The sequence below is a fragment of the Agrobacterium bohemicum genome, from assembly GCF_001562555.1.
Classification (GTDB): Bacteria; Pseudomonadota; Alphaproteobacteria; order Rhizobiales; family Rhizobiaceae; genus Agrobacterium; species Agrobacterium bohemicum.
Map to the genome: position 1 here is coordinate 63,242 of NZ_KQ961030.1, position 22,275 is coordinate 85,516.

A 22,275-nucleotide genomic window follows, 5' to 3' on the forward strand; every position below is an offset into this window, starting at 1 on the left:
CATGTTTCTCACCCGCATTTCCATCGATAACCCGGTTTTTGCCACCATGATGATGGTGGTTCTGGTGGTGATCGGCGCGTTCTCGTATGATCGGCTTGGGGTTGATCAGTTTCCAAATGTCGATGTCCCAGTTGTCGTCGTCACCACCACTTACCCTGGCGCCACACCCGAAGCTGTCGAGATGGACGTAACCAAGCCGATCGAGGAGGCGCTCAACACGATCAGCGGTATCGAGGACGTAACCTCAACATCCTACGAAGGTCGATCCGTCGTTGTGGCGAGTTTTCAACTCGAGGTGCAAAGCCCGGTCGCGGCGCAAGACGTCCGTGACAAGGTCGCAGCCCTTGACGCAGATTTTCCGGAAGAGGCCGACAAGCCCATCGTCTCGCGCTTCAATCCGTTGGACGAGCCGATCCTCTCGATTGCCGTCACGTCCGCAACCCTGGGCGTGCCCGAATTGACCAATCTTGTTCAGGACCGCGTGCTCCGCGAGCTCGCGACCGTGTCGGGAGTTGGGCAGGCAACACTGGTTGGCGGCCAGAAAGAGCAGATCGATATTCAAATCGACGAAACGCGGTTGACCGCTCTTGGTGTAGGCGCCGACGACGTGATCGAGGCAATCAGGAGCAGCAACAGGAACCGGCCAGCCGGAAGCATCATCAGCGACCTCTCCGAACGCACTATTCAGATCCAGGGTCGGATCTCGGAGCCCAAGGAATTACTTGATCTGATGATTGACCGCCGCGGTGGGTTCCCTGTTTACCTTTCGGACGTGGCCTCGTTAAGAACCCGCCCGGCGGATATGGAAAGTCGGGCCATGTACGATGGCGAGACGGCGTTGGCGATTGACCTCGTCAAGATTGATGACGAAAACACAGTGCAGGTGGTAAGCGAGTTGCGCAAACGGCTTGACCAGCTCACCGTCGTTTTGGCTCCGAAGAATGTGCAGTTTCAAATCATCAAGGATGCATCCAGACCCATCCTGGAGTCGCTCGGTGACGTGCAATCGACCTTGATCGAAGGGGCGGCGCTGGCAGTCGCCATCGTCTTTCTCTTTCTCAATTCCTGGCGAAGCACAGTCATCACCGCGCTGACATTGCCGATCTCGATGATTGGCACACTCGCTGTCATCGATTTCCTGGGTTTTACCCTCAACATGCTCAGTTTGCTTGCCCTGACGCTTTCGATCGGCATCCTGGTCGATGACGCCATTGTCGTCCGTGAGAATATTACTCGTCACCTGCGCATGGGTAAGTCGCATTTTCAGGCGGCACTCGATGGCACAGCCGAAATCGGGCTTGCCGTCTTGGCGACAACAGCGGCAATTGCTGCCGTCTTCCTTCCGGTTGCCTTCATGGACGGCATGGTCGGTCGCTTCTTCTATGAGTTTGGCGTTACCGTCTCCGCAGCCGTTATGATTTCGCTGTTCGTGGCGTTTACGCTCGACCCCATGCTTTCCAGCATATGGCATGACCCAGACGCAGAGCCTAATGCGGTTCGCGGCCCGATTGGCCGTACCATCGCGCGGTTCGATAACGGCTTTGAGGTGATTGTCGCGATCTACGGGAAGATGATCCGCTGGACGCTGCGCTACCGCCTGGTCACGCTCTTGCTCACAACAGCAGTGTTCATTGCCAGCATTTTCATGGTTCCACTTGTGGGCGTCGAGTTTGTTTCAACTTCGGACGAGGGACAGTTTCAGATCAATATAGCCGCTCCAGCGGGCTCATCACTGGATTACACCACCGCAAAACTTCGACAGGTTGAAGCCGCTTTGCGTGAATTTCCCGAGGTGGCCTCCACCTATTCAACGATCAACACGGGCGGCAATCCTGGCAAACACAACGCGACATTGCTTCTCAGTCTTGTACCTCAACAAGAACGCCAACGAACTCCCGTGATGCTGGCTAACCCGATCCGCAAGCGCCTTTCGGTGATCCCCGGGATCAACATCGCCATCATCCAAGCAGGTCTCGGTGGTGGTGCAAGCCCCATCCAACTGAGCTTGCTCGGCGATGATCGGGCGGTGTTGGAAAAAGCCGCAGCGGAGCTGATTACGGACATGCACCGGATCCCAGGAGTGGTGGACATCAATTCAAGCGCCAGCGATCGAAAACTGCTTTTCTCGGTACGGCTGAAGCGCGAGCAAGCCGGCGACCTTGGTGTCGGCATTCGCGAGCTTTCCGCGATGCTCTCGCCATTCGTCAATGGCGAAGAGGTCGGAACCTGGTCCGATCCGCTGGGTCAAACTTACGATTTGGTGGTTCGACTTCCCGTGAATCAACGAGACAGCGTCTCCGCTATCCGCAATTTTATGATCAAATTGCCCAATACCGGCCACAGCAAAAGTCCACGGATGGTGAGGCTCGGCCAGATTGCTGACATCGATCTGGTTCCGGCTGCATCAGAGATCCGTCGCCTGGACCAATTACGTGAAGTTCTGATCTCCGCCGATGTATCGGGTCGTGCCATGGGTGACGTCACGGCCGATCTCGAGGCCACCATATCCAAGCAGGAACTTCCGGCGGGATACCGGATCAAGTTTGGAGGAGACGCTGAAGACGTCGAGAAAGCAACTACGAGCCTGCTTAAGGCCCTGGTCATGGCAGTGATCTTCATCTACGTCGTACTTGCGTCGCAGTTCGGAAGTTTCTTGCAACCGCTTGCCATCATGGCGGCGCTTCCTCTGTCGCTGGTCGGTGTGTTGATCGGATTGCTGCTGGCTGAAAGCACCATCAACATGTTCTCGATGATCGGCTTTATCATGTTGATGGGTCTCGTCACGAAAAACGGCATCTTGCTGGTCGACTTCGCCAATCAGGAGCGCAGACGGGGACTTTCCGTTGTGGAGGCTTTAGCAAATGCCGGTGCCGTGCGCTTTCGCCCGATCGTGATGACAACGCTGGCGATGATCTTCGGGATGATCCCGCTTGCCCTGGCAACTTCCGGGGCCGGCGCACAGAGGGCTCCCATGGCACATGCGGTTATCGGTGGGCTTATAAGCTCCACAGTTCTCAGTCTGATCGTTATCCCGGTGATCATTTCCTGCATCGACAGCTTGATTCGGAAAGTGAAGGGCCCGCCTCGCATCGTTGCGCCCCAAAACCATCCGCAACCGGCGAGGTAGGACAATGTCAATAAACTGCAAAGCGATTAAGCGCATTGTCGGCCGCCTGCTCTTTTCCGCGTTTCTCGTCGCTGCGCTGTTCGGGGGCCCGATTATTCTCCTGATAATAGTATCGCGCCGCTTCATTCAGTAGCTCGCCCTCAGCGGTTCCACGTGCTGAAGCGGCGTCGGTTGGCCAATCTTGTAATGCAGCCGCAATGCTTCTCTCCCAGTGTCCAAGGCAGTCGCCATCGGCGATTTTTGCGTAGCTGACAACAGGAGATATCCCAGGTGTTCAAAGACAATCATCTTCCCCCCATGCCGAAACGACGCGCGGCGTCGACGCAGGTTCTCTTTAATCTTCAGAGTGGATCAATCGTCAGGCTCTTGGTCATGACGACAGCTTTGGTGTCTTTGATGCTCCCCGCAACCACCTGGGCTGCTGATTTCGTTATGGAGGAAGCCCCAGTCACGCCGCCGGAACAGTTTGACAAGGAGCGGTTCGGCGGCGTACGCGGCAAATTGCACGACTGGAAGGTCACAGTGGGTGTCGGTGCGGTTTATCTTCCCGAATATGAAGGCTCCGATGAATTCGAGATCCAGCCCTTTCCGATCGTGTCAGCCCAATTCGGCGACCGCGTCCATCTGGGCATTGACGGACTTGTGGTCGACTTGTGGGAACACAACGGCTTCGGCGTAGCCGCCAAAGGCGGGGTCGAGATGGGGCGAAAGGAAGACGATTCCGATTATCTTCGCGGCCTCGGCGACGTTAATATGGGCGGCGTTGTTGGCGCGCTGCTCACCTATGAAACCGGACCGTTCGAAGTATATGCCTCACTCGACAAGACACTCGGTGGTAGCGAAGGCCTGACCGGTACCGTTGGAGCAAAGGCATCGTATCAGTACGAACGCTTTGTTTTTTCGGCGGATGTATCCGGCACCTGGGCCGACAGCAAGCATATGGAGTCCTATTTTGCTGTGAACTCGGCACAGTCTGCACGCTCTGGCTTGAGAGAGTACGAGGCAGGCGCAGGCTTTAAACGCGTCGATCTAAAAGGATCGGTAACGTACAAATGGACGGAAAACTGGATGGTCACGGGCGCAGCGGGTGCAGGTTTCCTTCTTGGAGACGCCAAAGACAGTCCGATTGTGAAAGATGACATTCAACCCTTCGCGATGCTCGGCGTTGGGTACCAGTTCTAAAAACTGATCGTGGCATCGCGGCCTGTTCTCTTGTCGCGATGCGTCCTCGGTCTCGCAGATCAAAGTGATTTACTCAATTTAACCTTCTTAGCGCCACGAAATATGAGACCCACGCGGTCGAGCGTGAGTTCGTTGGTGAATGGGGAAGCCATCTGCACCAGGAGGGAAAATCACAGTGTGACCCTTCCAACCGCAAGACACAAACTGTGTGAATCGGTCATTTGTTAATGCCATGCTTCTTTTGACTTCGATGCCAAGAGTCTACGAAAAAATACATTGTAACGTCAAATGTCGTGCCCCACCTTAACGCCATAACTGCATAAACATTGAAACAGCTCCGTCACCAGCTTCTTCCTTTCATAGCAATATTGAGAGGCTCGAATGGAGCGGCAACGGTCCGGCACTGACGAGAGCGGTAAGCAATCTTGTTGGCAATGGAATAAATCACCGCGATGGCAAAAGAATGATTGTCCTATCGATGTGAGCAGATGGTGCAGTGGCTGTGGCCGATCAGGGACCGGGAATGGCTGATGATCAAACAGGAATTGGCTTTCGAACCCTTTTACCGCGTTACCCTGGGGAGCCACGGCGCGGGGCTCGGTCTGTGTCTTGTCAAGCAGATTGTTACAAATCACAGCGGGCATGTCAGCTTACAAAGTAGCCTGCGTGGCACGAAGTCGACAGTTCAGCTTTGAAGCAGCGAACCTATTTCGTCCCACCCTTGCGAGCATCCAAGCTCCGGCCGATTCTCATAGGTGCTATCTTTTGACAGGTCTTTGTAATGTTGCGGCAATCCTCCACTGCAACTGTCCTCCCAAATTTATCGGAGGCTAACAAAGTGCACAGCAATCTTCTTTCCTTCCGTCCCTTAGACAAGGATCCACTCAAGCGTTTATTTTCGGTCCTGTTCGTGAGCATGGCGATTGCTGCCTCGGGGTGTACCACAATGCCCATGAAGGAAAGTGGAACGCTTACCTCGTACAGCAATCTTGGCGTAGCCAAAGATAAACTGGGGAAGAAGCGCCGATTTTACGTAGACGGCCAACAACTGGCCCAGGTTAAGACGGTGCGGATTGTCCCGACGAGTTTTACGTTCATCGCTGCATCCAAGGTCAAAACTGATGCCAACCGGGCGCTAGTTTCCAACGCACTTGACCGGGCATTGTGCGTCGCCCTTAGCGACAAATATCAAATTGTTCCCACTAACCAACCAGCGGATTTGACGATACGCTCTGTGGTCACGGACATCGTGCCAACGAACAAAGATATGGCCGCGGCTGCGACGGTCGTCAGCGTTGGTGGCGGTTTTGCGCTTCCCGACAATATCCCGCTTGTTGGCATCCCTCGCATACCATTCGGTCTCGGCGGCCTTGCCGTTGAGGCGGAAGCTGTCGATAACCTAAATGTACAGCGCGCGGCGATGATGTGGGCGCGCGGAGCGAACTTCTTGCAGGACAAGCCGCGTTATTCCGAGGTGGGCGACGCCTACAATCAGGCATCGAAGTTTGCCGCCGACTTTTCGAAAATATTGATCGTCGGTAGGGAACCCAAAATGCTCGACGCGTCGATCCCTTCGAGGCATCGAGTACAATCCTGGTTGGGTGGAAAGCCGAAATACGCCGCGTGTGAAGCTTTTGGTCGTTCGCCCGGTGTGCAAGGCGCTGTTGCGACAAAGTTCGGGCTACCGCCACAGTGGACCGACAAGAAGCCAAAGTCGGGCGTAACTCCGTGACCTCGCGCATTTGACGTGAGACGATGGTTCATCGCGAGGCGCGCTCGATTGTCGGCCACCATGGGCAAGCATGCGAGCCTTCTTTCTGCTGACGCCTCCGCCTTCACTGATACTCAACAATGCTCACTTGCAGTACAGCGATCCAATTCTGCACGGGCGTCAGACGCGGTGCATTCTCGGTCTCAGCTTAGATTTTGCAAAAATGCCAGTTCGGCCTGATTTAAAGAAACCTTGGCCGCGCTGGTATTCATGAAAGGTGCGTCAGCGTGAATTTTCTAGCTAATCATCGAACGACCAGAGCGTACGTCTCGCGAGAGTTGAGGTCGGAGCCTGCGGGACGTCCTGGCACTCTGCCCTCGGCAAGATCTCTTTTTAATGTGCGTCCCCGGTGTTGACGGTGCCCGGTTTTTTTAGGAACAACGACGCTGCCAAAGCAAGAACCAGCGCCGCGCCTAGAAGAAAAAAACTGTCGCTGAAAGCCATGATGTCCGCTTGCTGCCGGATGAGCCGACCAATAACGATTAGTGCCTTTTGGCTGGCCACAGCTGCGTCGCTGATGCCACGACCGAGAAAGTAGTTGGTAAGAGAACCTATGCGCCGCCGGGTCTCCGGATCGAGGACCGATACTGATTGATTGATCACATTCGAATGGTAATGCTCGCGCTTCGTCAGGAACGTCTGCAGCACGGCGATACCGATGGCACCACCGAGATTCCGCATCATATTGAACAGGGCCGAGGCTGATCCGGCATTCTCCGGTTCGATCCCAGCCATGGCCACGGCCGAGAGCGGAGCGAAGCACAAGGCTTGACCGATGGCGCGTAGAACGTTGGGAATCAACAGTTGATCGGCAGAATAGTCGGCACTCATGTTGATACCGAGTAGATTCCCGCTTGCCAACAGCCCGAGGCCGACCCCAATCAGGAGACGGGCATCGAACCATCTGAGCAGACGCGGGACCAATGGGATTAGAAACAATTGCGGCAAGCCAATCCAGGCGAGCACAAAACCGATCTGCTCAGGATTGTAGCCCTGAATGCGCCCCAGATATTGGGGCAACAGAAACACGAGGCCGTATAGCGCTATACCCAAAAGAAAACTCGCGGCCATTCCAAAACCAAAGTTGCGCCGAAGGACAAGACGCAGGTCGAGAAGCGGGCGCTTGGTGGACAGCTCTATCCACACGAATAGAATGAGAGAGAGGGCAGCGACCACCGAAAGCCGGGTGATGAAAGGAGAACCGAACCAATCCTCCTTGTTGCCCTCCTCAAGCACCGTTTGGAGTGTACCCAGACCTATCGACAATGTTCCGATTCCGAGCCAGTCGCCCTGCTTGATGAGGTGCAGTTGCATGGGTCGGGAGTCGAGCGAGAACCAGAGCATTGCAACCATGGCGGCTCCGGGAACAAGGTTCACGTAGAAGATATATTGCCACCCCCAGTTTTCCGTCAGGTAGCCGCCGATTGTGGGGCCGATAGCGGGTGCAAATATTGCCGAGATCGCGAACATTGCCATTCCGATCGGCTGCTTCGATTTCGGCAGCAGCGTGATGATGATGGTGAACGACATCGGAATCAGGACGCCTCCAGCAAAGCCTTGGAGCGCTCGCAACACGATCATCTGCCCGAGGTTCTGTGCCAGTGCGCAGCCAGCGGAGAACACGAGGAAAAGCACCGCGTTGACAAGCAGATATCGGCGCATCGAAAAAACACGCGACAACCAGCCTGTCAGCGGAATAACGATGATCTCGGCGACTAGGTAGGCCGTCGAGATCCAGCCTCCTTCGTCCGTTCCCGCCCCAATCGCACCCTGAACGGTGGCGAGCGATGCATTGACAATCTGAATGTTCAGCACAGCCATGAACGCGCCGAGCGTTGATCCGATCACCGCAACCCAGATACGCAGTCCGGTCGCCTTTTCACGGGTGGAACCTTTATCCATTGTCTCGCTCTGATTACTGTTGACACGCATGATTAGCTTCCGCTTCTGGTGTCGATACTGGCCTCGAGCGACATGCCAGGGCGCAGAGTGCCTTCATGCCCGACGAAGTCGTCAACGCGGATCCGGACGGGGATGCGCTGTACGATCTTGGTGAAATTTCCCGTCGCGTTATCGGGGGGCAAAAGCGCGAACTCCTGGCCGCTCGCTGGTGCGATACTATCGACATGGCCTCGAAGGGTCATGCCAGACAGCATGTCGACTTCAAGGTCGACTGGCTGTCCCTCTCTCACGTCGCGGAGTTGAGTTTCCTTGTAGTTTGCGACGATATAGACGCTTGCAAGCGGCACCACGGCCATGAGTTGCGTGCCCGCTTGGACGTATTGACCAACCCTCAGCGTGCGGTTGCCGACGGTGCCGTCTAGTGGCGCAACGATCAACGTATAGGTGAGGTTTAGGGCTGCTTGCCGTTCGATGGCTTGGCTGTGAACGAGGGCGGCTCGCGCCTGATCAACGTCAGCCTTCAGCAGATCGACCTGCTTGCGCGCAGTTATCAATACGGCACTATCGCGTTCGAGTGTCGCGCGGCTCACGGCACGGCGAGTTTCTGCCTGTTGTGCGTTTTGGACGCTGCCCGAGTTGGAGGCCGCCAAGGTAGAGTATCGCTTGGCATCCTGCTCGGCGAAAGCCGCATTGGCCTCGTCGATTGAAACGGCGGCCTGCGCGGCTTCAATCACTGACTTTTGCGAGTAGAGCAAAGCCTTTTTGCTGGCCAGTGCAGCCGACGCTCCGGCTACGTTGGCTTTCGCCTGATCAAGAGCGACTTGGTAGTCGCGATCGTCTATCCGAGCAAGCGTTTGTCCTGATTTTATCTGCTCGTTGTCGCCGACGACGACCGCCGAAATGTATCCGGAAATCCTCGGAGCAACGATCGTGGCGTCGGCCTTCACATAGGCATTGTCCGTGGAGACGATGTACTGGCCATGAGTAATGTATCGATTAAGGTAATAGGCGGTGGCGACCCCGCCAGCAAGCACGATCATTCCCAGAATCAGCGTCCTGACGCTGCGGGACGAACGAGTTCGTACAGGCGTCTTAACAATGGGGCCGGCGTCCATATTATATCCTCGCAAGTTTGACCCGCTCAGCCTAGGACGTTGTAGAAAGAATGATAATCCTGCGATATATGGAAATATTATAAACATCGAGATTATAATGATGGACCGACTGACGAGTATGGGAATCTTCGTGAAGGTGGTCGATGCGGATGGCTTTACTGCCGCCGCACGACGCCTCAATACGTCGGTCACGATGGTGAGCAAACACGTGCAAGCGCTTGAAGAGCATCTTGGCGTGCGTCTGCTCAATCGTACCACCCGCAGCATAGGCCTGACGGAGGCCGGAAGGGCCTATTACGAACGATGCAACAGCATCCTCGCCGAGATTGACGATGCAGATCGCGCCGCAGGTGCTTTGCACTCGACGCCTATGGGCACGCTAAGGCTCTACACCAACTACCAGATTGGAGGATTTCTTGCCCCGGCCATCAGCGAATATTTGAGCCGTTACCCATCGGCGAAGGTGGACGTGACGGGCGGTGACCGGATGATTGACCTGGTTGAAGAAGGGTATGACTTGGCAGTCCGCACCATGCGGCCGCCGGAATCGACATTGATCGTTCGTAATCTACTCGCCTTTCGCCACATTCTTTGTGCATCACCAGCGTATTTGGAAAGTTGCCCGCCGCTTGAGACGCTGGACGATCTAACTCGGCACAACTGTGGTCGATATTCTTTCTATCCTCATGGTGACAAATGGCATTTCTTCGGGCCTGACGGAGTACCGACGTCGCTCAGGGTTTCAGGTAATCTGGTGAGCAATGTCCCGGACACTCTGCTGGCGATGGCGCGCAACGGTCAGGGAATCTGCTTGATGCTAAGTTTCCAGGTCGCCGACGACATCGAGGCGGGACGACTGGTTGAAATACTTCCGGACTGGAGACCCGTGGAATTTACGATCAACGCCATCTATCCACATCGTCACAAGCTGTCGAGTAAGGTGAGAACATTCATCGATCTGATGGGCGAACACTTCGCGCGGCATCGCGATTGGCTCGACCTGACGGCGGTCATCCCTACGGACATTACGAGCAATCAGATACCTAAGAAGAACTGAGCGGCGTCAGTCACTGGCACGCGTCTGCATGCAATGAACGCGACTGCCCGCCACGCTCACCGGAACCGCAGAACAAGTTCCAGGGCATCAGGGAAGTTCCGGCTTTCGGCGAACACCCGGCCGCAGCCACTTCAAGGGGGTGTCGGCGGCACAGTTTTCAATTAGATCCGATCGTTGGGCAAGAAGTAAGAGTGTTGGGCCTTTTGGCGGCGCCTTCTTTATGAAATATCTATCAAGACGGCAAGTGTGTTTGGCGGACTGATGTTCAACAGAAACAGAGACTTCGGTGGCATCACCTGCCAGAAAGTGGACGATTGTCGAACCAGCGGGTAAACAAGCACTGATAGGCGAACGTTTCGAGAGTGGGCAACATCAGCGCAGCGGTGAGGCACCAACGGATTGCCCCAAGGGTGCAATCTCCAGCTGTCCGAGCTATAGGAGCCGAAATCAGATGCGCAGCGACGACGGCCTCAGTAGCGAGGCGGCCGAGCAGTTAGAACCGATCACCATGACACGGGCGCCGACCTAACCCGGCGCCCTATTTGTTGCTTTACTTATCCGCTCGAAACAGAAGCTGAAGTCCTAAAGCTGACGAAATCGTTCAGCGGTTAGGCTCATGCAGTGCGAGCAACAGCTTGCGTTTTGCCGGGCCCCGTTTGGATAAAACTTGCAGCAATTATGCCCATTAGCACACATGCGCCGATGAACACCCAGCCCAGCGAGTAGTCTTTGCCGGCCTCGTTGACAACGACCAATGCCGCAAATATTTTTGCACTGAATGCGGCAACTGTGTAGGCGGCACCGTTCACGAACCCCATAGCCTTTCCATACACTTCAGGCGTGAAAATTTCCGCAGGTACAGCAAGGAAGGGCCCCCATGCCATGTTGCCGAAGAACCCCATGCCGCAGAGGCAGAAGGCCAGCATTCCTGGATGAGCCTCGTTGAGAGTGGCAAGCAAAAAGACAAACGGTGCGAGGCCGATGAAGCAGGTTAGGATCATAATCCTGCGATTGCCGCTGAAAACTTTGTCGGAAAGATACGAGGATGAGAAACTTCCGACTGCACCGGCACCAAAGTAAAGCGCGCTCCACAGTCCCATCTCCTGAAGCTTAAAATGAAAAACGTCGGAGAGGTAGAGCGGTATCCACGTCAAAGCTCCGTAGAGTGTGATCTGCATGACGATATCCACGAAGATCACCGCCACGTAGCTTCTATTTTTGAACAGGTCCAAGAACTTGATGTCGTGCTTTTCAAGGATTTGCTTCTGAGCGTCTCCGTAAGAACCTTCTCGGATATCGCCTCGTTCAATCTCGTCGCGGTAGGCGTATTCCAAATCTGCTGGCGTCGCCTTTTTATAGTGCTCAGGTCTGTCAAAAACCAAGAGCGCAATCATGACGAGGGGAACAACCCCGAATGCCGCGGTCACATAGAAAACAATTCGCCAGTCGCCAGCCGCATGTGCGAACTGCGTTGCGAAAACGCTTGCCCATGCAGGCGTCAAAATCCATGCCCATGAGAGAAGTGCTTGAGCACGGGCCCGTCCCTCTTTATTGAACCATCGCATGAGGATTCGCGCTGAAGGCACATATTCGGTTCCCACAAGAGCGCCAAACAATGCCATTCGGAAAAAATACTCATCTCTCGATTGAATGTGTGCCATCCACGCCGTCATCACTGACCAGGCGATAACCGAGAAAATCAAAATGCGCTTGGCCCCAAACTTGTCGGTTAAAATTCCGGAGAGATATTGCGACGGGCCATAAAACAAAAGCATCAAAAATGCTCCCGTCCCAAGATCACTTACCGAGAGACCCACGTCATGAGCGATAACGGGGTTCAGGACGTTCGTTTTAACCCGGTCCAAGTACTGTATACTGTAGGCTGCGAATAGAGTGATCGCGATCACCCAGCGGTAAGGTATTGACTTCATTTTCTTCCTCCACAATTGCAAACACGGGTCTTCGTTGTCCAAGAGCTACCGGGACGAAGATTCCATTGAATTTTTTGAGACCGAGAGCTGTGCGAACCGGTATCGTTGGCTTTAGAGCGCGCTGCCGAGCCGAGCCATTTCTGCGCGAACCTCCTCGCCAGTGATACTGGAAAAGGATCTGCCATCTTCGATCGACATGACGGCGGCGGTAGCAGCGGCGTTCCCATATTCAAAACACTGTGCAGTAACTCGTGCCGAGGCGAGAGCCTCATGCTCGGCACTCAACGAACGACCCGCTACTATGATGTTTTCGCCATGCTCAGGTACGAGGGCGCCATAGGGTACCTCATAGTAATCGTCTAACAGCCAATGAAGCTTGGGCTTATCTCCGCTATGGAGCTCGATTGGCCATGGCACGCGACAAATGCCGTCAGGTCGTTTACGACATGTGAGCACATCATCGTTGCGGAGCGTGTCTCTGCCGACGATCGAGCGAGTTTGTCGTATGCCCGCCTCGACACCCGTATCTACAACGAAGCTGTTTTCGCAACCAGGGATAGCTTCGGCAAGAAACCGTGCATACTCTCTTACCTGACGACGTCCTTCAATCTCGGCTTCGGTGAAATCCGCCGGATCAATAACGTTCAACATGCGTCCATCTCGTCCAGACAGTCGGGTGGCATTCACCATCAGTTCGCCAGGTCGCGTGGTTGGAAAGATCCAGATTTTATTGCGTGGAAGGATGTATTTCCCGCTTTGGTGTGCGGAAGAAATAGCATCGATGACCTTTGGTGGGCATATAGTGTCCTCCCCCCAAAATGCGGAGAACGCGTCCATGTCCACATTTCCCAGCCTAAAAAACATGGTTGGGTTTTGAATGCGGCCATCATCGCCGAAGGTGTATGAATGACCGGCCCGTGCAACAACTGCCGCATCGCCTGAAGCGTCAATAATACGTTTGGCGCGAATTACGGTACGACCTGCATTTGACTCGGCGATAATTCCAAGAAAGGTCTCGCCTTTCATGATTACGCCAGTGACTACGGTGTGGAAGAGGACCTTGACTCCGGCTGCTTCCAGAAACTGGTCGGCAGTCTCGCGCCACATCAGAGGATCATGTGTCACTGTATAAGTTTTGCCGTAGATTTGGGGGGACGTTAAACCGCCACGCTCAGCCAATGCTTTCTTGAAGCGCTCGGCAAAGCCAAAGACAACTTGCTCAGGGCGGTCGCTATTCTCGCTTGCCATGTAGAGCCCACAAATCGTCCCAGACATGCCGGCCACGGCGGCGCCGCCGCAAAAGCCATATCGCTCGACGAGCACTACCGATTTTCCTTTTTCTGCCGCCACGGTCGCCGCTGCAACTCCCGCCGCGCCACCTCCGACCACCAGGACATCGACGTCCGCGAGTTGCGGCAGGTCTATGCTCGAGTCGGCAGTGCACTCGATTTTCCATCCTTCAAACACGTACACATTCTCCCTCTGAGATACTCAGTTGTCGATCAATTGCATGTCAGGATAAACTCTCACTTTTTGTTTGTCCAGCGTGGCCAGGGCATTTTAGTCGGACCAGCCGGTTGTGGTCGTGAGATGGAGCAAGAATGCCGAATCTGTTACGTCCATAACAACCTAATCGCGACGTGAATCCGGAGAAGTGAATGACGAATGACATCAGCAAAGCGGACCACGCTTATGATCTACTTGAGCGGATGATCACATTTCAGGAGATTAAGCCCGGGAGTATGGTGTCAGAAGGCACTCTCATGGAGTTGACCGCTCTGGGTCGGCATCCTGTCAGGTCTGCACTGCAGCGCCTGTCATGGGAGAGGATGGTCGAGGTTCACCCGCGACGAGGTATTATTGTCCCGCCCATATCAGTTGAAGCTCAATTTAAGCTGTTGGCCGTGCGTCGGACGGTGGAGGAACTCGCCGTGAAATGGGCCTGCCTTCGGGCCACGCCGGTGCAAAAACAGGCTATGTCGGCTCTTTCAGTTGAGCTGGAGCGGTTAACTGGGGCCGGGGACATGATCGCTTTCGGTGGCCAATTAAAGCAAGTCCATAAAATCATCGTCGAGGCGGCGCAAAATGAATACCTTCAGCTCTCAATGGCCCCATTGCAGGGTTTGTCGAGACGGTTTTGGTTTGCCAACATCAATGATCCTGACGTGGAGCTAAAACGAGCTTCGACTCTTCATCGGACAACGCTTCTCGCTGTGGCGGCCGGTGACGAGGAAGCTGCAGTTACAGCTTCCTTGGCACTCAACGATTACCTGACTGACTTCACATATAAGACCTTGAGAACCAACGTTGCTTTGTAGTTTTCCACTGGGTCTTCGGAGTATCATCGCTTTCCCATCCGGGACTTCGGGTCGCCAAACCGTCCGAGTTACCTTCAGATCTTTCGCGACACAACGGTCGTCGAATGAATTCGGGTCCGATGTAAGTGAAAAAGAAAACTGGCACGAACGCGATTCAAGATTGCCGATGATTAGGTTAGCGGGGGGGGGGGGCACATTGCGCCCGGTCGGCCCTTTTTCTGGCCCTCTCATGTCCATCCTTACAAGCCCATTGGATGCGGCGCAGGGCTGCTACTCCTGCGCCGTTTCACACTGACTAACTAATACGATGATGTCATAGGCTGAGGTGCAGCGGACGAACTGGGCGGAACGCTTTCAGCCTATCGGCTCGCGCGGTTCCGATATTCAAGTGGGTGCCAAGAAAACGATCCCGCTCCTTCAGCGCGCACGTAGCCGACGCCAGGGAACGGCAGATGAGGCGCGGCGACGAGCTCGCGGCGCTTGGCCAGATCGCCGAATGTCTCCTTGCGGACCGACGCGGCGTCTTCCGGCTTCACGTCGTAGACAATTGTCACGTTCGGGTCAGGAAACTGGACCGCTGCAACGTGAATGACGTCACCGATGAAGGTCATCGATTGGTCCCTACTGCTAACGGTGAAGAAAGCGCTGCCCGGAGTGTGACCCGGGTGTAGCGAAGTCTTTATACCGGGCAGAATGGTTTCGCCTTCGCCAAACGTCTTCACTTTCGCAAGGTTTTCGTAGACACCGATGGTTTTTGCGGCCTCGTCAAAATACTGTTCCGCATATCCTGTCTTCTGGGCATTTGATGGATCGAGAAAGAATTTCAGATCCGGTGCGCCCACGTACACTGTGGCGTTCGGAAATGCCGGCTGGCCATCGCGAACTAGACCACCGGTGTGGTCCGTGTGGATATGCGTGATGAGAATCTCGGTCACGTCCTGAGGTTTCAGGCCGACGCTCGCGAGGCTGTCTAAGAGCTTGCCACCATACCCCGGCCCAAAGAGCTCGCCGGAGCCTGTATCGACAAGGATGGTATGGTCGGCGCTTTGGATTAGAAATGCATTGATCGACGCCTCAACTGGATTTTCCAGGAATTCTCTGTCGAGCAAATGGTCGGTATGGGAGTGAGATGTTCCGATAAGGAGTTTGTAGAGATCCTGAGGAACGGTTCCATCCGAAAGAGCTGTGATCCGGAAATCGCCGAGGGGGAAAGAGTAGCTGTTGGTGACTTGCTGATAGCTCTCAACGGCAGGCGCCTCGCTCGATGCGAATGTACGCGCTGATAGGCCTACTGAGAGTGCAACAGCGGTCGAGAACAGGAGAGATCGTGTATTTTTCAAGATTCTTATCCTTTTGGTAAACGAGAGATCCTCAGTTGGACCCGGCGGCCGGGGACGCGCCGCACCGTAGATGCAGTGCAACGCGAGCGATCGCGTCCGTGTGAACGGGTCGACTCCCCGGGCCGTCTGGAAAGTGCCATTTCAGGGTCTGAAAGACCAATCGCGATGAGCAATGCGACGTATCGTTATCGCCGATGTCTAAGTGTGGTCTCAGGCGTTTCCTAGAGCGGCTTCCACAACCATGGAACGCAGCCATTGATGAGCGGGGTCCGCTGACATCCTCGGATGCCAAAAGTATTTCAACGCGAACGTCCCCAGTTCGATCGGTGGCTCGAAAAGGTCGAGGCTGTGGACGAAGCGCCCTAGCAAACGTTTAGGCAGCGTGCAAAGGCAGTCGGTCGAAGCGACGATCAGAGGAGCCAGCGCATAGCTTTGAACGGACACTGCGACCCGTCGCCTTCGACCGTGCTCAGCCAGAACTCCATCGATGACCCCCTCGAACATACCGCCACGAGACGAAATCAACAGATGGTCGAGGGAGCAGAATTCGTCGAGGGAGAGAGAGCCGTTCCCACGAGGATGACCGATCCGTTGAGCCGTTACGAGTTCGTCATCGAACAGCTTGCGGCCGATCAGATCTTGCGGCGCATCATTTGCTGCGCCGATGTAAAGATCGACGTCACCGCGCTCCAAATGCTCGCCAATCATCGCCCTGTCCGGAAAGATGAAGGCAATCTTGACACCGGGCGATCTTTTGTGAATGTGGGGAAGCAGGTCAGGAGCGATAATTCCCGCAGGATTATCCGAAGCTGCGATTTTGAATGTCCGGTCGCTTGAGGAGGGGTCGAATACGTAAGCTTTTTGAGAAAACTGCTTGAAACGATCGAGAAGTTGATCCAACTCCGGCTTTAATGCAAAAGCATGCGGCGTCGCTGTCACGCCCCGTCCCTTCGACGCTGGAAGAAAAAGCGGGTCATTCAGGATGTGCCGAAGCTTGTTTAGCCGGCCCGACAAAGCAGACTGAGTGATATTCAGCCTAGCCGCCGCATGAGTGACGTTTCCATCTCGCAATAATGCATCAAGTGCGAGCAAAAGACCAACATCGAGTTCTCCCACACGCTCAACCAAATCTGTTCTCCGACCTTCTACTCTGATCATGACTATCGTAGTGGATTGTGTGGTTCGCTTCCAAGATGAAAGATGACGCCGTATATGTACTTTTCGGGAACTACGCGTATCCGGAAGCGCGATCATCACGCTAATAAATATCATGTGCGCTGTTCGGTGCGGGCCTTTTTTTTGCTCGCATCGCCTGCAAAGACGGAGGCGGACGTTTTAATCGAAATTTGCTGAGGTCAACTAGACTCATACCGGTTCAAACTGAATTGTCTTGCACCAATCTCCGGTTCGCGACCGTCAACGATCGCGGCGATCAAACGCGCGGAGCCGGTGCTCATTGTCCAGCCCAACGTGCCGTGACCGGTGTTCAAGAAAAGGCCGTCGATATTTGTCGCGCCAATTATTGGCGTGCCGTCGGGGGTCATCGGCCTCAGCCCCGACCAAAACGTTGCTTTGCCCATGTCGCCGCCAGGGAACAGGTCTGTGACAGAATGCTCCAGAGTTAGGCGACGCGCCGGACACAAAGTGCCGTTGTAGCCGGAAATCTCGGCCATGCCGCCGACCCGGATGCGGTCCCCCAAACGGGTGATGGCAATCTTGTAGGTCTCGTCCATAACAGTCGATTCCGGGGATTGGAGTGGATCGACGATCGGAACGGTAAGCGAATAGCCTTTTACAGGATACACCGGTAAGGCGATGCCATAAGGCCGAAGCAAGAGCGGTGAGTAACTGCCCAGCGCAACAATCACAGCATCTGCATCGACACGCTCTTGTCCCACCAAAAACACGCCCCTTGCTCGGCCCGACTCGATATCCAGCCCCGTTATGGTCGTGTCAAAGGTGAAACCCACGCCAAGTTCCCGGCATTTGGCGGAAAGCGCGTTTGTGAATTTGAAACAATCGCCCGTCTCGTCGTTCGGCGTCAGGAGGCCACCTACGAACTTCTGTCTGACCCTGGCAAGTGCAGGCTCGGCCCGGACACAGCCGTCGGGGTCGACCATTTCATAGGGTATCCCGTCGGCGGCCAAGGCTTCTGCGTCCTTCCCCGAAGCGTCCAACTGCTGTTGCGTGCGAAAAAGCTGCAGCGTGCCCCGCATGCGCTCATCGTAGGCTATTCCGGTTTCCTGGCGGATAGCGGCTAGGGCCTTGCGGCTATAGTCGGAAAGCTGCAGCATGCGGCTCTTGTTCATTGCATAGCGATCTGCCGTGCAATTCGTCAACATCCTGGCCATCCACGTAAGCATCGACGTGTCGAGTTTTGGGCGAAGGATCAGTGGCGCATGTTTCATGAAGAGCCATTTCATGACCTTCAAGGGGATTCCGGGCGCAGCCCATGGCGAGCAATAACCGAACGAAATCTCGCCGGCATTTGCGAAACTTGTTTCCAGCGCTGGGCCTTTCTGCCGATCAATGACCGTGACCTCGTGTCCGGCTTTCGCCAGCTCGTACGCCGATGTCACGCCGATAATTCCGGCGCCCAAAACAACGACCTTCATTGTGTTGATTCTCCGGCCGGGTTTCAATCGATGGTGCGCGCCAAAAGCGACAGCCAGTTCTCCGAGCCGATTTTGCGCAAGAGAGCGTCCGAGTGCCCCCTAGTGCGTAATGCATCGATCAGCACCGGCAGGCCGGCGCTGGAGCCAACCGCCTCGGGTATCGCCGCACCGTCGAAGTCTGAACCAAGGCCGACATGATCCTCGCCGAGCCGCTCGATCAGATAATCCAGTTGCTCAACCATCAAATCCACCGGGGTATCGCTGCGCATTTCGCCATCGGAACGCAGGAAACAGGTCGCGAAATTCAGTCCGACCATCCCGCCGGTATCGCGGATGGCATCCAACTGTCTGTCTGTGAGGTTGCGCGGCGAAGGGCAAAGCGCGTGAGCATTTGAATGGGTCGCGACCAGGGGCGCGGTTGATAGGCGCGCCACATCCCAGAACCCCTTTTCCGTAATATGTGAGAGATCGACGACAATTTTCATCCGGTTGCAGGCTTCGATCAAGCGCTTGCCATTATCCGTCAAGCCGGGCCCCATATCGGGTGAGCCCGGAAAGTGGAACGGCACGCCATGACCAAATACGTTGTTGCGGCTCCAGACGGGCCCGAGCGAACGCAGGCCGCAGGCATAGAGGACCTCCAGGAACTCGAGGTCAGGGTCGATCGCTTCGGCTCCCTCAAGGTGGACAACGACCGCCAGCGCGCCTCGATCGCGGGCCGCATGAATATCCCGGGTGGAGGTGCAACGGACGACAGCACCGTGCGATTCGCGTTCGATACGAAGAAGAATGGCTAGTTTCGCAAGGATTGGCGGTCGCCCCCCGCTAGCATCCATAGGCGTGGGCATCGGGATCTGATACCGTCCATCCTTCATCCCGTCGAATGAGATGTTGTCGCTGGAGGGCGAGTAGAGCGCAAAAAGCCCTCCGAACAGTCCGCCGGCACGAGCCTTGGGCAGGTCAATATGGAAACTGTCACGGCCCTGGATAAAGGCATCGACGGGATCGTCGTGCCGGTTGCGATAGAGCTTCAGCAGAATGTCGTTATGACCGTCGAAAACGGGGATATCACCGGACATATCATTGCCTCCAATACAGGCGCAATACGATCACGGCGCCGACTGCCGGTAAGTTCGCCAAAGCAATCTTTTGTCATAGCGGTAAAAGGAGCTGCGGGTTGTTGCTCAAATTAGAACGGGTCAGCGTTGAGCGAAAACTCGAGATCTGCCCAGGATCCAGTCGATCACTTCCTTTGCCGGTCTCGGAAGAACCTGCCCGGACCGCACTAGCATTGAGGCTTTGCCAGATTCCAGCAAAGGATGGTCGACCTTGAGCGCGACCAGTCGGCCATCGTCCAGATAGTCTGCGACATGAAAGGGATCCAGAAACGTTCCGACATTCGTTTGCAAGGCCTGGTCAATCAGCATTCGCAGATTATTGGTGGTCATAGAGGCGATCATTTGCTCTTCTTCTGAATAAGCAATGTGATCGAGGATCTTTCGGATACCGTAGGATGTCGTGAGGAGCGCGAGAGGATAGGAAAATGCTTTGCGAACTGTCAGCGGTCCTTGTGCTGCCGCGGCCGCGAGAGGGTGCTGAGGCCTTACCAGCAGCCGTAGCGGGACGTCCACCTCTGCAAGTGAGGTCACCCGATGAGATGCTGGAGCGTTGAATGCTATCCCTAGATGACAGATGCCGTCCGCGACCGCCTCTAGAATGTCTGCGACCCCAAGAGCCTCGACTGTGAAATGTATATTGGGGTGCAATGCTGTAAACGGCAGGATGACCTCCTGCTGCAAGCCGGGGGCGAACCCTTCGCCGACGGCAATTCGGACGTGACCGCGACTGAGATTACCAATTTCGCTGATTTTCTGCTCGAGGTCCTCGAGTTGCAGCCGTGAAGCCTTCCAATATCTGAGCACTTCGAGCGCGGCTTCCGTCGGAACACTGCCGGCAATGCTACGCTCGAAAAGCTTGGCTCCGAGCTCATCTTCCAGCAGCCGGATTTGGCGTGTGATCACTGAGGGCGCCGTATTCAAGCGTTCAGCCGCGCCCCTGATCGAGCCACTGACGGTCACCTCGTAAAAATATCGAAGCCGCTGCGGATGAATATCTCTCATTGTCGCTCCCGTTGTTGCTCTGAAAGCAACGATGCGAAAGATGCATTGCATCTTTTTCGTACGCTAAAGAAGATGCACTCTGCCATCCGTGTCAATTGTCGTTCCCGCAGAAACGGGATCGGACACGCAAGAGCAGCGGTTCGCTGCAGTAAGGCGAGGATGCAATGGGGAGGACGACATGAAGAGAAGAACGTTTTTGAAAGCCGCCGCCGGCACGGCTAGTGCCGCAGTGATGGGCGCGCCATCGATTTCCCGCGCGGAAGGACGGGTTATCAAGGTTATCCCAATTTCCAATCTGTCTGGTATCGACCCAATCGTGACTTCGGGACAACCAATCCGCAATCACGGTTATCAAATATACGATACCCTATTCGGCCTAGATGCCAATCTGAAAGCCAAGCCACAAATGGCGGATGGCTTTGAAGCTTCGGCGGACAAGAAAGACTGGACGATCAAGCTAAGGGACGGCCTGAAGTTTCACGACGGCGAGCCCGTCCGTGCGACGGATTGCGTTGCAAGCCTGCGGCGCTGGGGCCAGAAGGACCCTTTGGGTCAGCGGATGTTCACACTCGCCGACGAGGTATCGGCGGTCGACGACAAGACCATGCGGTTCCGCTTCAAGTCATCCTTCGGTCTCGTGCCAGAAGCACTCGGCAAGGTTGGAGGACCTGCGCCTTTCATTATGCCAGAGCGGATTGCCAACACGGATGCGAACACGTCGATCACCGAGGCAATCGGATCCGGTCCCTTCCGGTTCGTGGCAGATGAGTGGGTGCCTGGCAACCGCGCCGTCTATGCGAAATTCGACGGCTACGTTCCGCGCAACGAGCAACCAAGCGGCACGACCGGCGGCAAGAAGGTCTATATCGACCGATATGAGTGGCACATCATTCCGGATGCCGCGACCGCGACGGCCGCGGCCGTTCGCGGAGAGATAGACTGGTATCACAACCCGGACACCAATCTCCTGCCACTGCTTCAGAATGAATCGCAGATCGACCTGACGCCTTTCGATGACTTCGGGTACGTAACCTGCATCCGCTTCAACCATCTTCATCCCCCCTTCGACAACGTGAAGATACGCCAGGCGATCATGATGGCGGTCAGTCAACTGGATTATCTTGCGGCGGAAGCAGGTGATCCGGCTCTCTACAACGAATGCAAGTCGATGTTCTTCTGCGGCACGCCGTCATCCACCGGCGCTGGTGGCGAGGCAATGACCGGCAATGTCGAGACAGCGGCTCAGTTGATCAAGGAGGCCGGTTATAACGGCGAGAAGATCGTGTTGCTCGCACCCACCGACCTTGTGTGGCTGTACAACGCTAATCTGGTCACCGAAGCTCTTCTCAAGAGCCTCGGTATGAATGTCGAGCTCCAAGCGATGGATCTGGGCACGTTCTATACCCGGCGAACCAACATGGATACGGTTGACAAGGGTGGCTGGTCGATCTTCCATGCGGGCTGGAGCGTCACGGATATTCTTGATCCATCAACTCATCTCGGACTTCAGGCCACCGGCAAGACGACTTGGCCGGGCTGGCCAACAGATCCGGATCTTGAAGCACTGCGTTTCGACTGGATTCAGGCAGGAACGGACGATGTGAGGGCTTCCGTCGCACGAAAGATCGAAATGCGAACCTTCGCGACCGTGCCATTCGTGCCGCTCGGCCAATTCAAAACGCCTTCAGCCAGACGCAAAACGATTACTGGCATGCTGAAGGCGCCGATCCCGATCGCCTGGAACCTGCAGAAAGCTTGAGCCGATAGCAGTTCTTCGGGATGGCCGGGCAGGAAGCA

The 22,275-nt window shown here is 55.4% G+C and carries 16 protein-coding genes; 7 read left to right on the forward strand and 9 right to left on the reverse strand.

Features of this window, described 5'->3' with window-relative positions; genetic code table 11:
* Position 1 precedes the first annotated feature (1 nt).
* From ATO67_RS13855 to ATO67_RS13870, 4 genes are all read left to right on the forward strand, one after another.
* Positions 2 to 3,127 carry an efflux RND transporter permease subunit gene (locus ATO67_RS13855; protein ID WP_067650065.1) on the forward strand — a complete coding sequence of 1,042 codons (3,126 nt, stop codon included), beginning with the start codon at positions 2 to 4 and terminating at the stop codon, positions 3,125 to 3,127.
* A gap of 372 nt (positions 3,128 to 3,499) precedes the next feature.
* Positions 3,500 to 4,309, forward strand: coding sequence for a MipA/OmpV family protein (locus ATO67_RS13860; protein ID WP_173645942.1), 810 nt, complete (start codon positions 3,500 to 3,502; stop codon positions 4,307 to 4,309).
* 530 nt (positions 4,310 to 4,839) lie between these two features.
* Positions 4,840 to 5,004, forward strand: coding sequence for an ATP-binding protein (locus tag ATO67_RS23875; protein WP_157940927.1), 165 nt, complete (start codon positions 4,840 to 4,842; stop codon positions 5,002 to 5,004).
* Between the two features lie 221 nt (positions 5,005 to 5,225).
* Positions 5,226 to 6,041: a DUF3313 domain-containing protein gene (locus tag ATO67_RS13870; protein WP_245303996.1), complete on the forward strand. Its 816-nt coding sequence runs from the start codon at positions 5,226 to 5,228 to the stop codon at positions 6,039 to 6,041.
* A gap of 372 nt (positions 6,042 to 6,413) precedes the next feature.
* Here the strand turns inward: ATO67_RS13870 and ATO67_RS13875 are convergent, their stop codons facing one another.
* On the reverse strand, positions 6,414 to 7,982 hold the full coding sequence (locus ATO67_RS13875; protein ID WP_067650677.1) for an MDR family MFS transporter: 1,569 nt from the start codon (positions 7,980 to 7,982) through the stop codon (positions 6,414 to 6,416).
* Between the two features lie 32 nt (positions 7,983 to 8,014).
* Positions 8,015 to 9,097 carry an HlyD family secretion protein gene (locus ATO67_RS13880; RefSeq protein WP_067650077.1) on the reverse strand — a complete coding sequence of 361 codons (1,083 nt, stop codon included), beginning with the start codon at positions 9,095 to 9,097 and terminating at the stop codon, positions 8,015 to 8,017.
* A 100-nt stretch (positions 9,098 to 9,197) separates the two neighbouring features.
* Here ATO67_RS13880 and ATO67_RS13885 point away from each other — a divergent pair, with 100 nt between their 5' ends.
* Entirely contained in the window at positions 9,198 to 10,154 is a 957-nt protein-coding gene (locus tag ATO67_RS13885) for a LysR family transcriptional regulator (protein ID WP_067650680.1), read from the forward strand.
* A gap of 614 nt (positions 10,155 to 10,768) precedes the next feature.
* Here the strand turns inward: ATO67_RS13885 and ATO67_RS13890 are convergent.
* Positions 10,769 to 12,085, reverse strand: coding sequence for an MFS transporter (locus ATO67_RS13890; protein WP_067650080.1), 1,317 nt, complete (start codon positions 12,083 to 12,085; stop codon positions 10,769 to 10,771).
* Between the two features lie 111 nt (positions 12,086 to 12,196).
* Positions 12,197 to 13,552 (reverse strand): FAD-dependent oxidoreductase, encoded by a 1,356-nt coding sequence (locus ATO67_RS13895; protein ID WP_082760273.1) that lies wholly within the window; start codon positions 13,550 to 13,552, stop codon positions 12,197 to 12,199.
* 191 nt (positions 13,553 to 13,743) lie between these two features.
* On the opposite strand from ATO67_RS13895, the gene ATO67_RS13900 reads away from it, so the two are divergent.
* Positions 13,744 to 14,403, forward strand: coding sequence for a GntR family transcriptional regulator (locus tag ATO67_RS13900; protein ID WP_067650083.1), 660 nt, complete (start codon positions 13,744 to 13,746; stop codon positions 14,401 to 14,403).
* A 359-nt stretch (positions 14,404 to 14,762) separates the two neighbouring features.
* On the opposite strand, the gene ATO67_RS13905 is transcribed toward ATO67_RS13900, so the two are convergent.
* The 5 genes from ATO67_RS13905 to ATO67_RS13925 all read right to left on the reverse strand — a co-directional run bounded on the left by ATO67_RS13905 (position 14,763) and on the right by ATO67_RS13925 (position 20,478).
* Positions 14,763 to 15,743 (reverse strand): MBL fold metallo-hydrolase, encoded by a 981-nt coding sequence (locus tag ATO67_RS13905; protein WP_106404960.1) that lies wholly within the window; start codon positions 15,741 to 15,743, stop codon positions 14,763 to 14,765.
* 210 nt (positions 15,744 to 15,953) lie between these two features.
* Complete coding sequence (locus ATO67_RS13910) at positions 15,954 to 17,015, reverse strand: LysR family transcriptional regulator (RefSeq protein ID WP_245303981.1); 1,062 nt, start codon at positions 17,013 to 17,015, stop codon at positions 15,954 to 15,956.
* An 83-nt stretch (positions 17,016 to 17,098) separates the two neighbouring features.
* Positions 17,099 to 18,358 (reverse strand): D-amino acid dehydrogenase, encoded by a 1,260-nt coding sequence (locus ATO67_RS13915; RefSeq protein WP_067650089.1) that lies wholly within the window; start codon positions 18,356 to 18,358, stop codon positions 17,099 to 17,101.
* A gap of 23 nt (positions 18,359 to 18,381) precedes the next feature.
* Complete coding sequence (locus ATO67_RS13920; protein ID WP_067650092.1) at positions 18,382 to 19,437, reverse strand: dipeptidase; 1,056 nt, start codon at positions 19,435 to 19,437, stop codon at positions 18,382 to 18,384.
* A 120-nt stretch (positions 19,438 to 19,557) separates the two neighbouring features.
* Positions 19,558 to 20,478 carry a LysR family transcriptional regulator gene (locus tag ATO67_RS13925; RefSeq protein ID WP_158667361.1) on the reverse strand — a complete coding sequence of 307 codons (921 nt, stop codon included), beginning with the start codon at positions 20,476 to 20,478 and terminating at the stop codon, positions 19,558 to 19,560.
* 178 nt (positions 20,479 to 20,656) lie between these two features.
* On the opposite strand from ATO67_RS13925, the gene ATO67_RS13930 reads away from it, so the two are divergent.
* Positions 20,657 to 22,237 carry an ABC transporter substrate-binding protein gene (locus ATO67_RS13930; protein ID WP_067650097.1) on the forward strand — a complete coding sequence of 527 codons (1,581 nt, stop codon included), beginning with the start codon at positions 20,657 to 20,659 and terminating at the stop codon, positions 22,235 to 22,237.
* The last annotated feature ends 38 nt before the right edge of the window (positions 22,238 to 22,275 follow it).

Bases quoted from the DNA above. Each gene is read 5' to 3' on its own strand.
- ATO67_RS13915 (WP_067650089.1), bottom strand. From the start codon at position 18,358: ATGAAGGTCGTTGTTTTGGGCGCCGGAATTATCGGCGTGACATCGGCG.
- ATO67_RS13910 (WP_245303981.1), bottom strand. From the start codon at position 17,015: ATGATATTTATTAGCGTGATGATCGCGCTTCCGGATACGCGTAGTTCC.
- ATO67_RS23875 (WP_157940927.1), top strand. From the start codon at position 4,840: ATGATCAAACAGGAATTGGCTTTCGAACCCTTTTACCGCGTTACCCTG.
- ATO67_RS13880 (WP_067650077.1), bottom strand. From the start codon at position 9,097: ATGGACGCCGGCCCCATTGTTAAGACGCCTGTACGAACTCGTTCGTCC.
- ATO67_RS13870 (WP_245303996.1), top strand. From the start codon at position 5,226: ATGGCGATTGCTGCCTCGGGGTGTACCACAATGCCCATGAAGGAAAGT.
- ATO67_RS13885 (WP_067650680.1), top strand. From the start codon at position 9,198: ATGGACCGACTGACGAGTATGGGAATCTTCGTGAAGGTGGTCGATGCG.
- ATO67_RS13855 (WP_067650065.1), top strand. From the start codon at position 2: ATGTTTCTCACCCGCATTTCCATCGATAACCCGGTTTTTGCCACCATG.
- ATO67_RS13860 (WP_173645942.1), top strand. From the start codon at position 3,500: ATGACGACAGCTTTGGTGTCTTTGATGCTCCCCGCAACCACCTGGGCT.
- ATO67_RS13930 (WP_067650097.1), top strand. From the start codon at position 20,657: ATGAAGAGAAGAACGTTTTTGAAAGCCGCCGCCGGCACGGCTAGTGCC.
- ATO67_RS13920 (WP_067650092.1), bottom strand. From the start codon at position 19,437: ATGTCCGGTGATATCCCCGTTTTCGACGGTCATAACGACATTCTGCTG.
- ATO67_RS13890 (WP_067650080.1), bottom strand. From the start codon at position 12,085: ATGAAGTCAATACCTTACCGCTGGGTGATCGCGATCACTCTATTCGCA.
- ATO67_RS13925 (WP_158667361.1), bottom strand. From the start codon at position 20,478: ATGAGAGATATTCATCCGCAGCGGCTTCGATATTTTTACGAGGTGACC.
- ATO67_RS13900 (WP_067650083.1), top strand. From the start codon at position 13,744: ATGACGAATGACATCAGCAAAGCGGACCACGCTTATGATCTACTTGAG.
- ATO67_RS13875 (WP_067650677.1), bottom strand. From the start codon at position 7,982: ATGGATAAAGGTTCCACCCGTGAAAAGGCGACCGGACTGCGTATCTGG.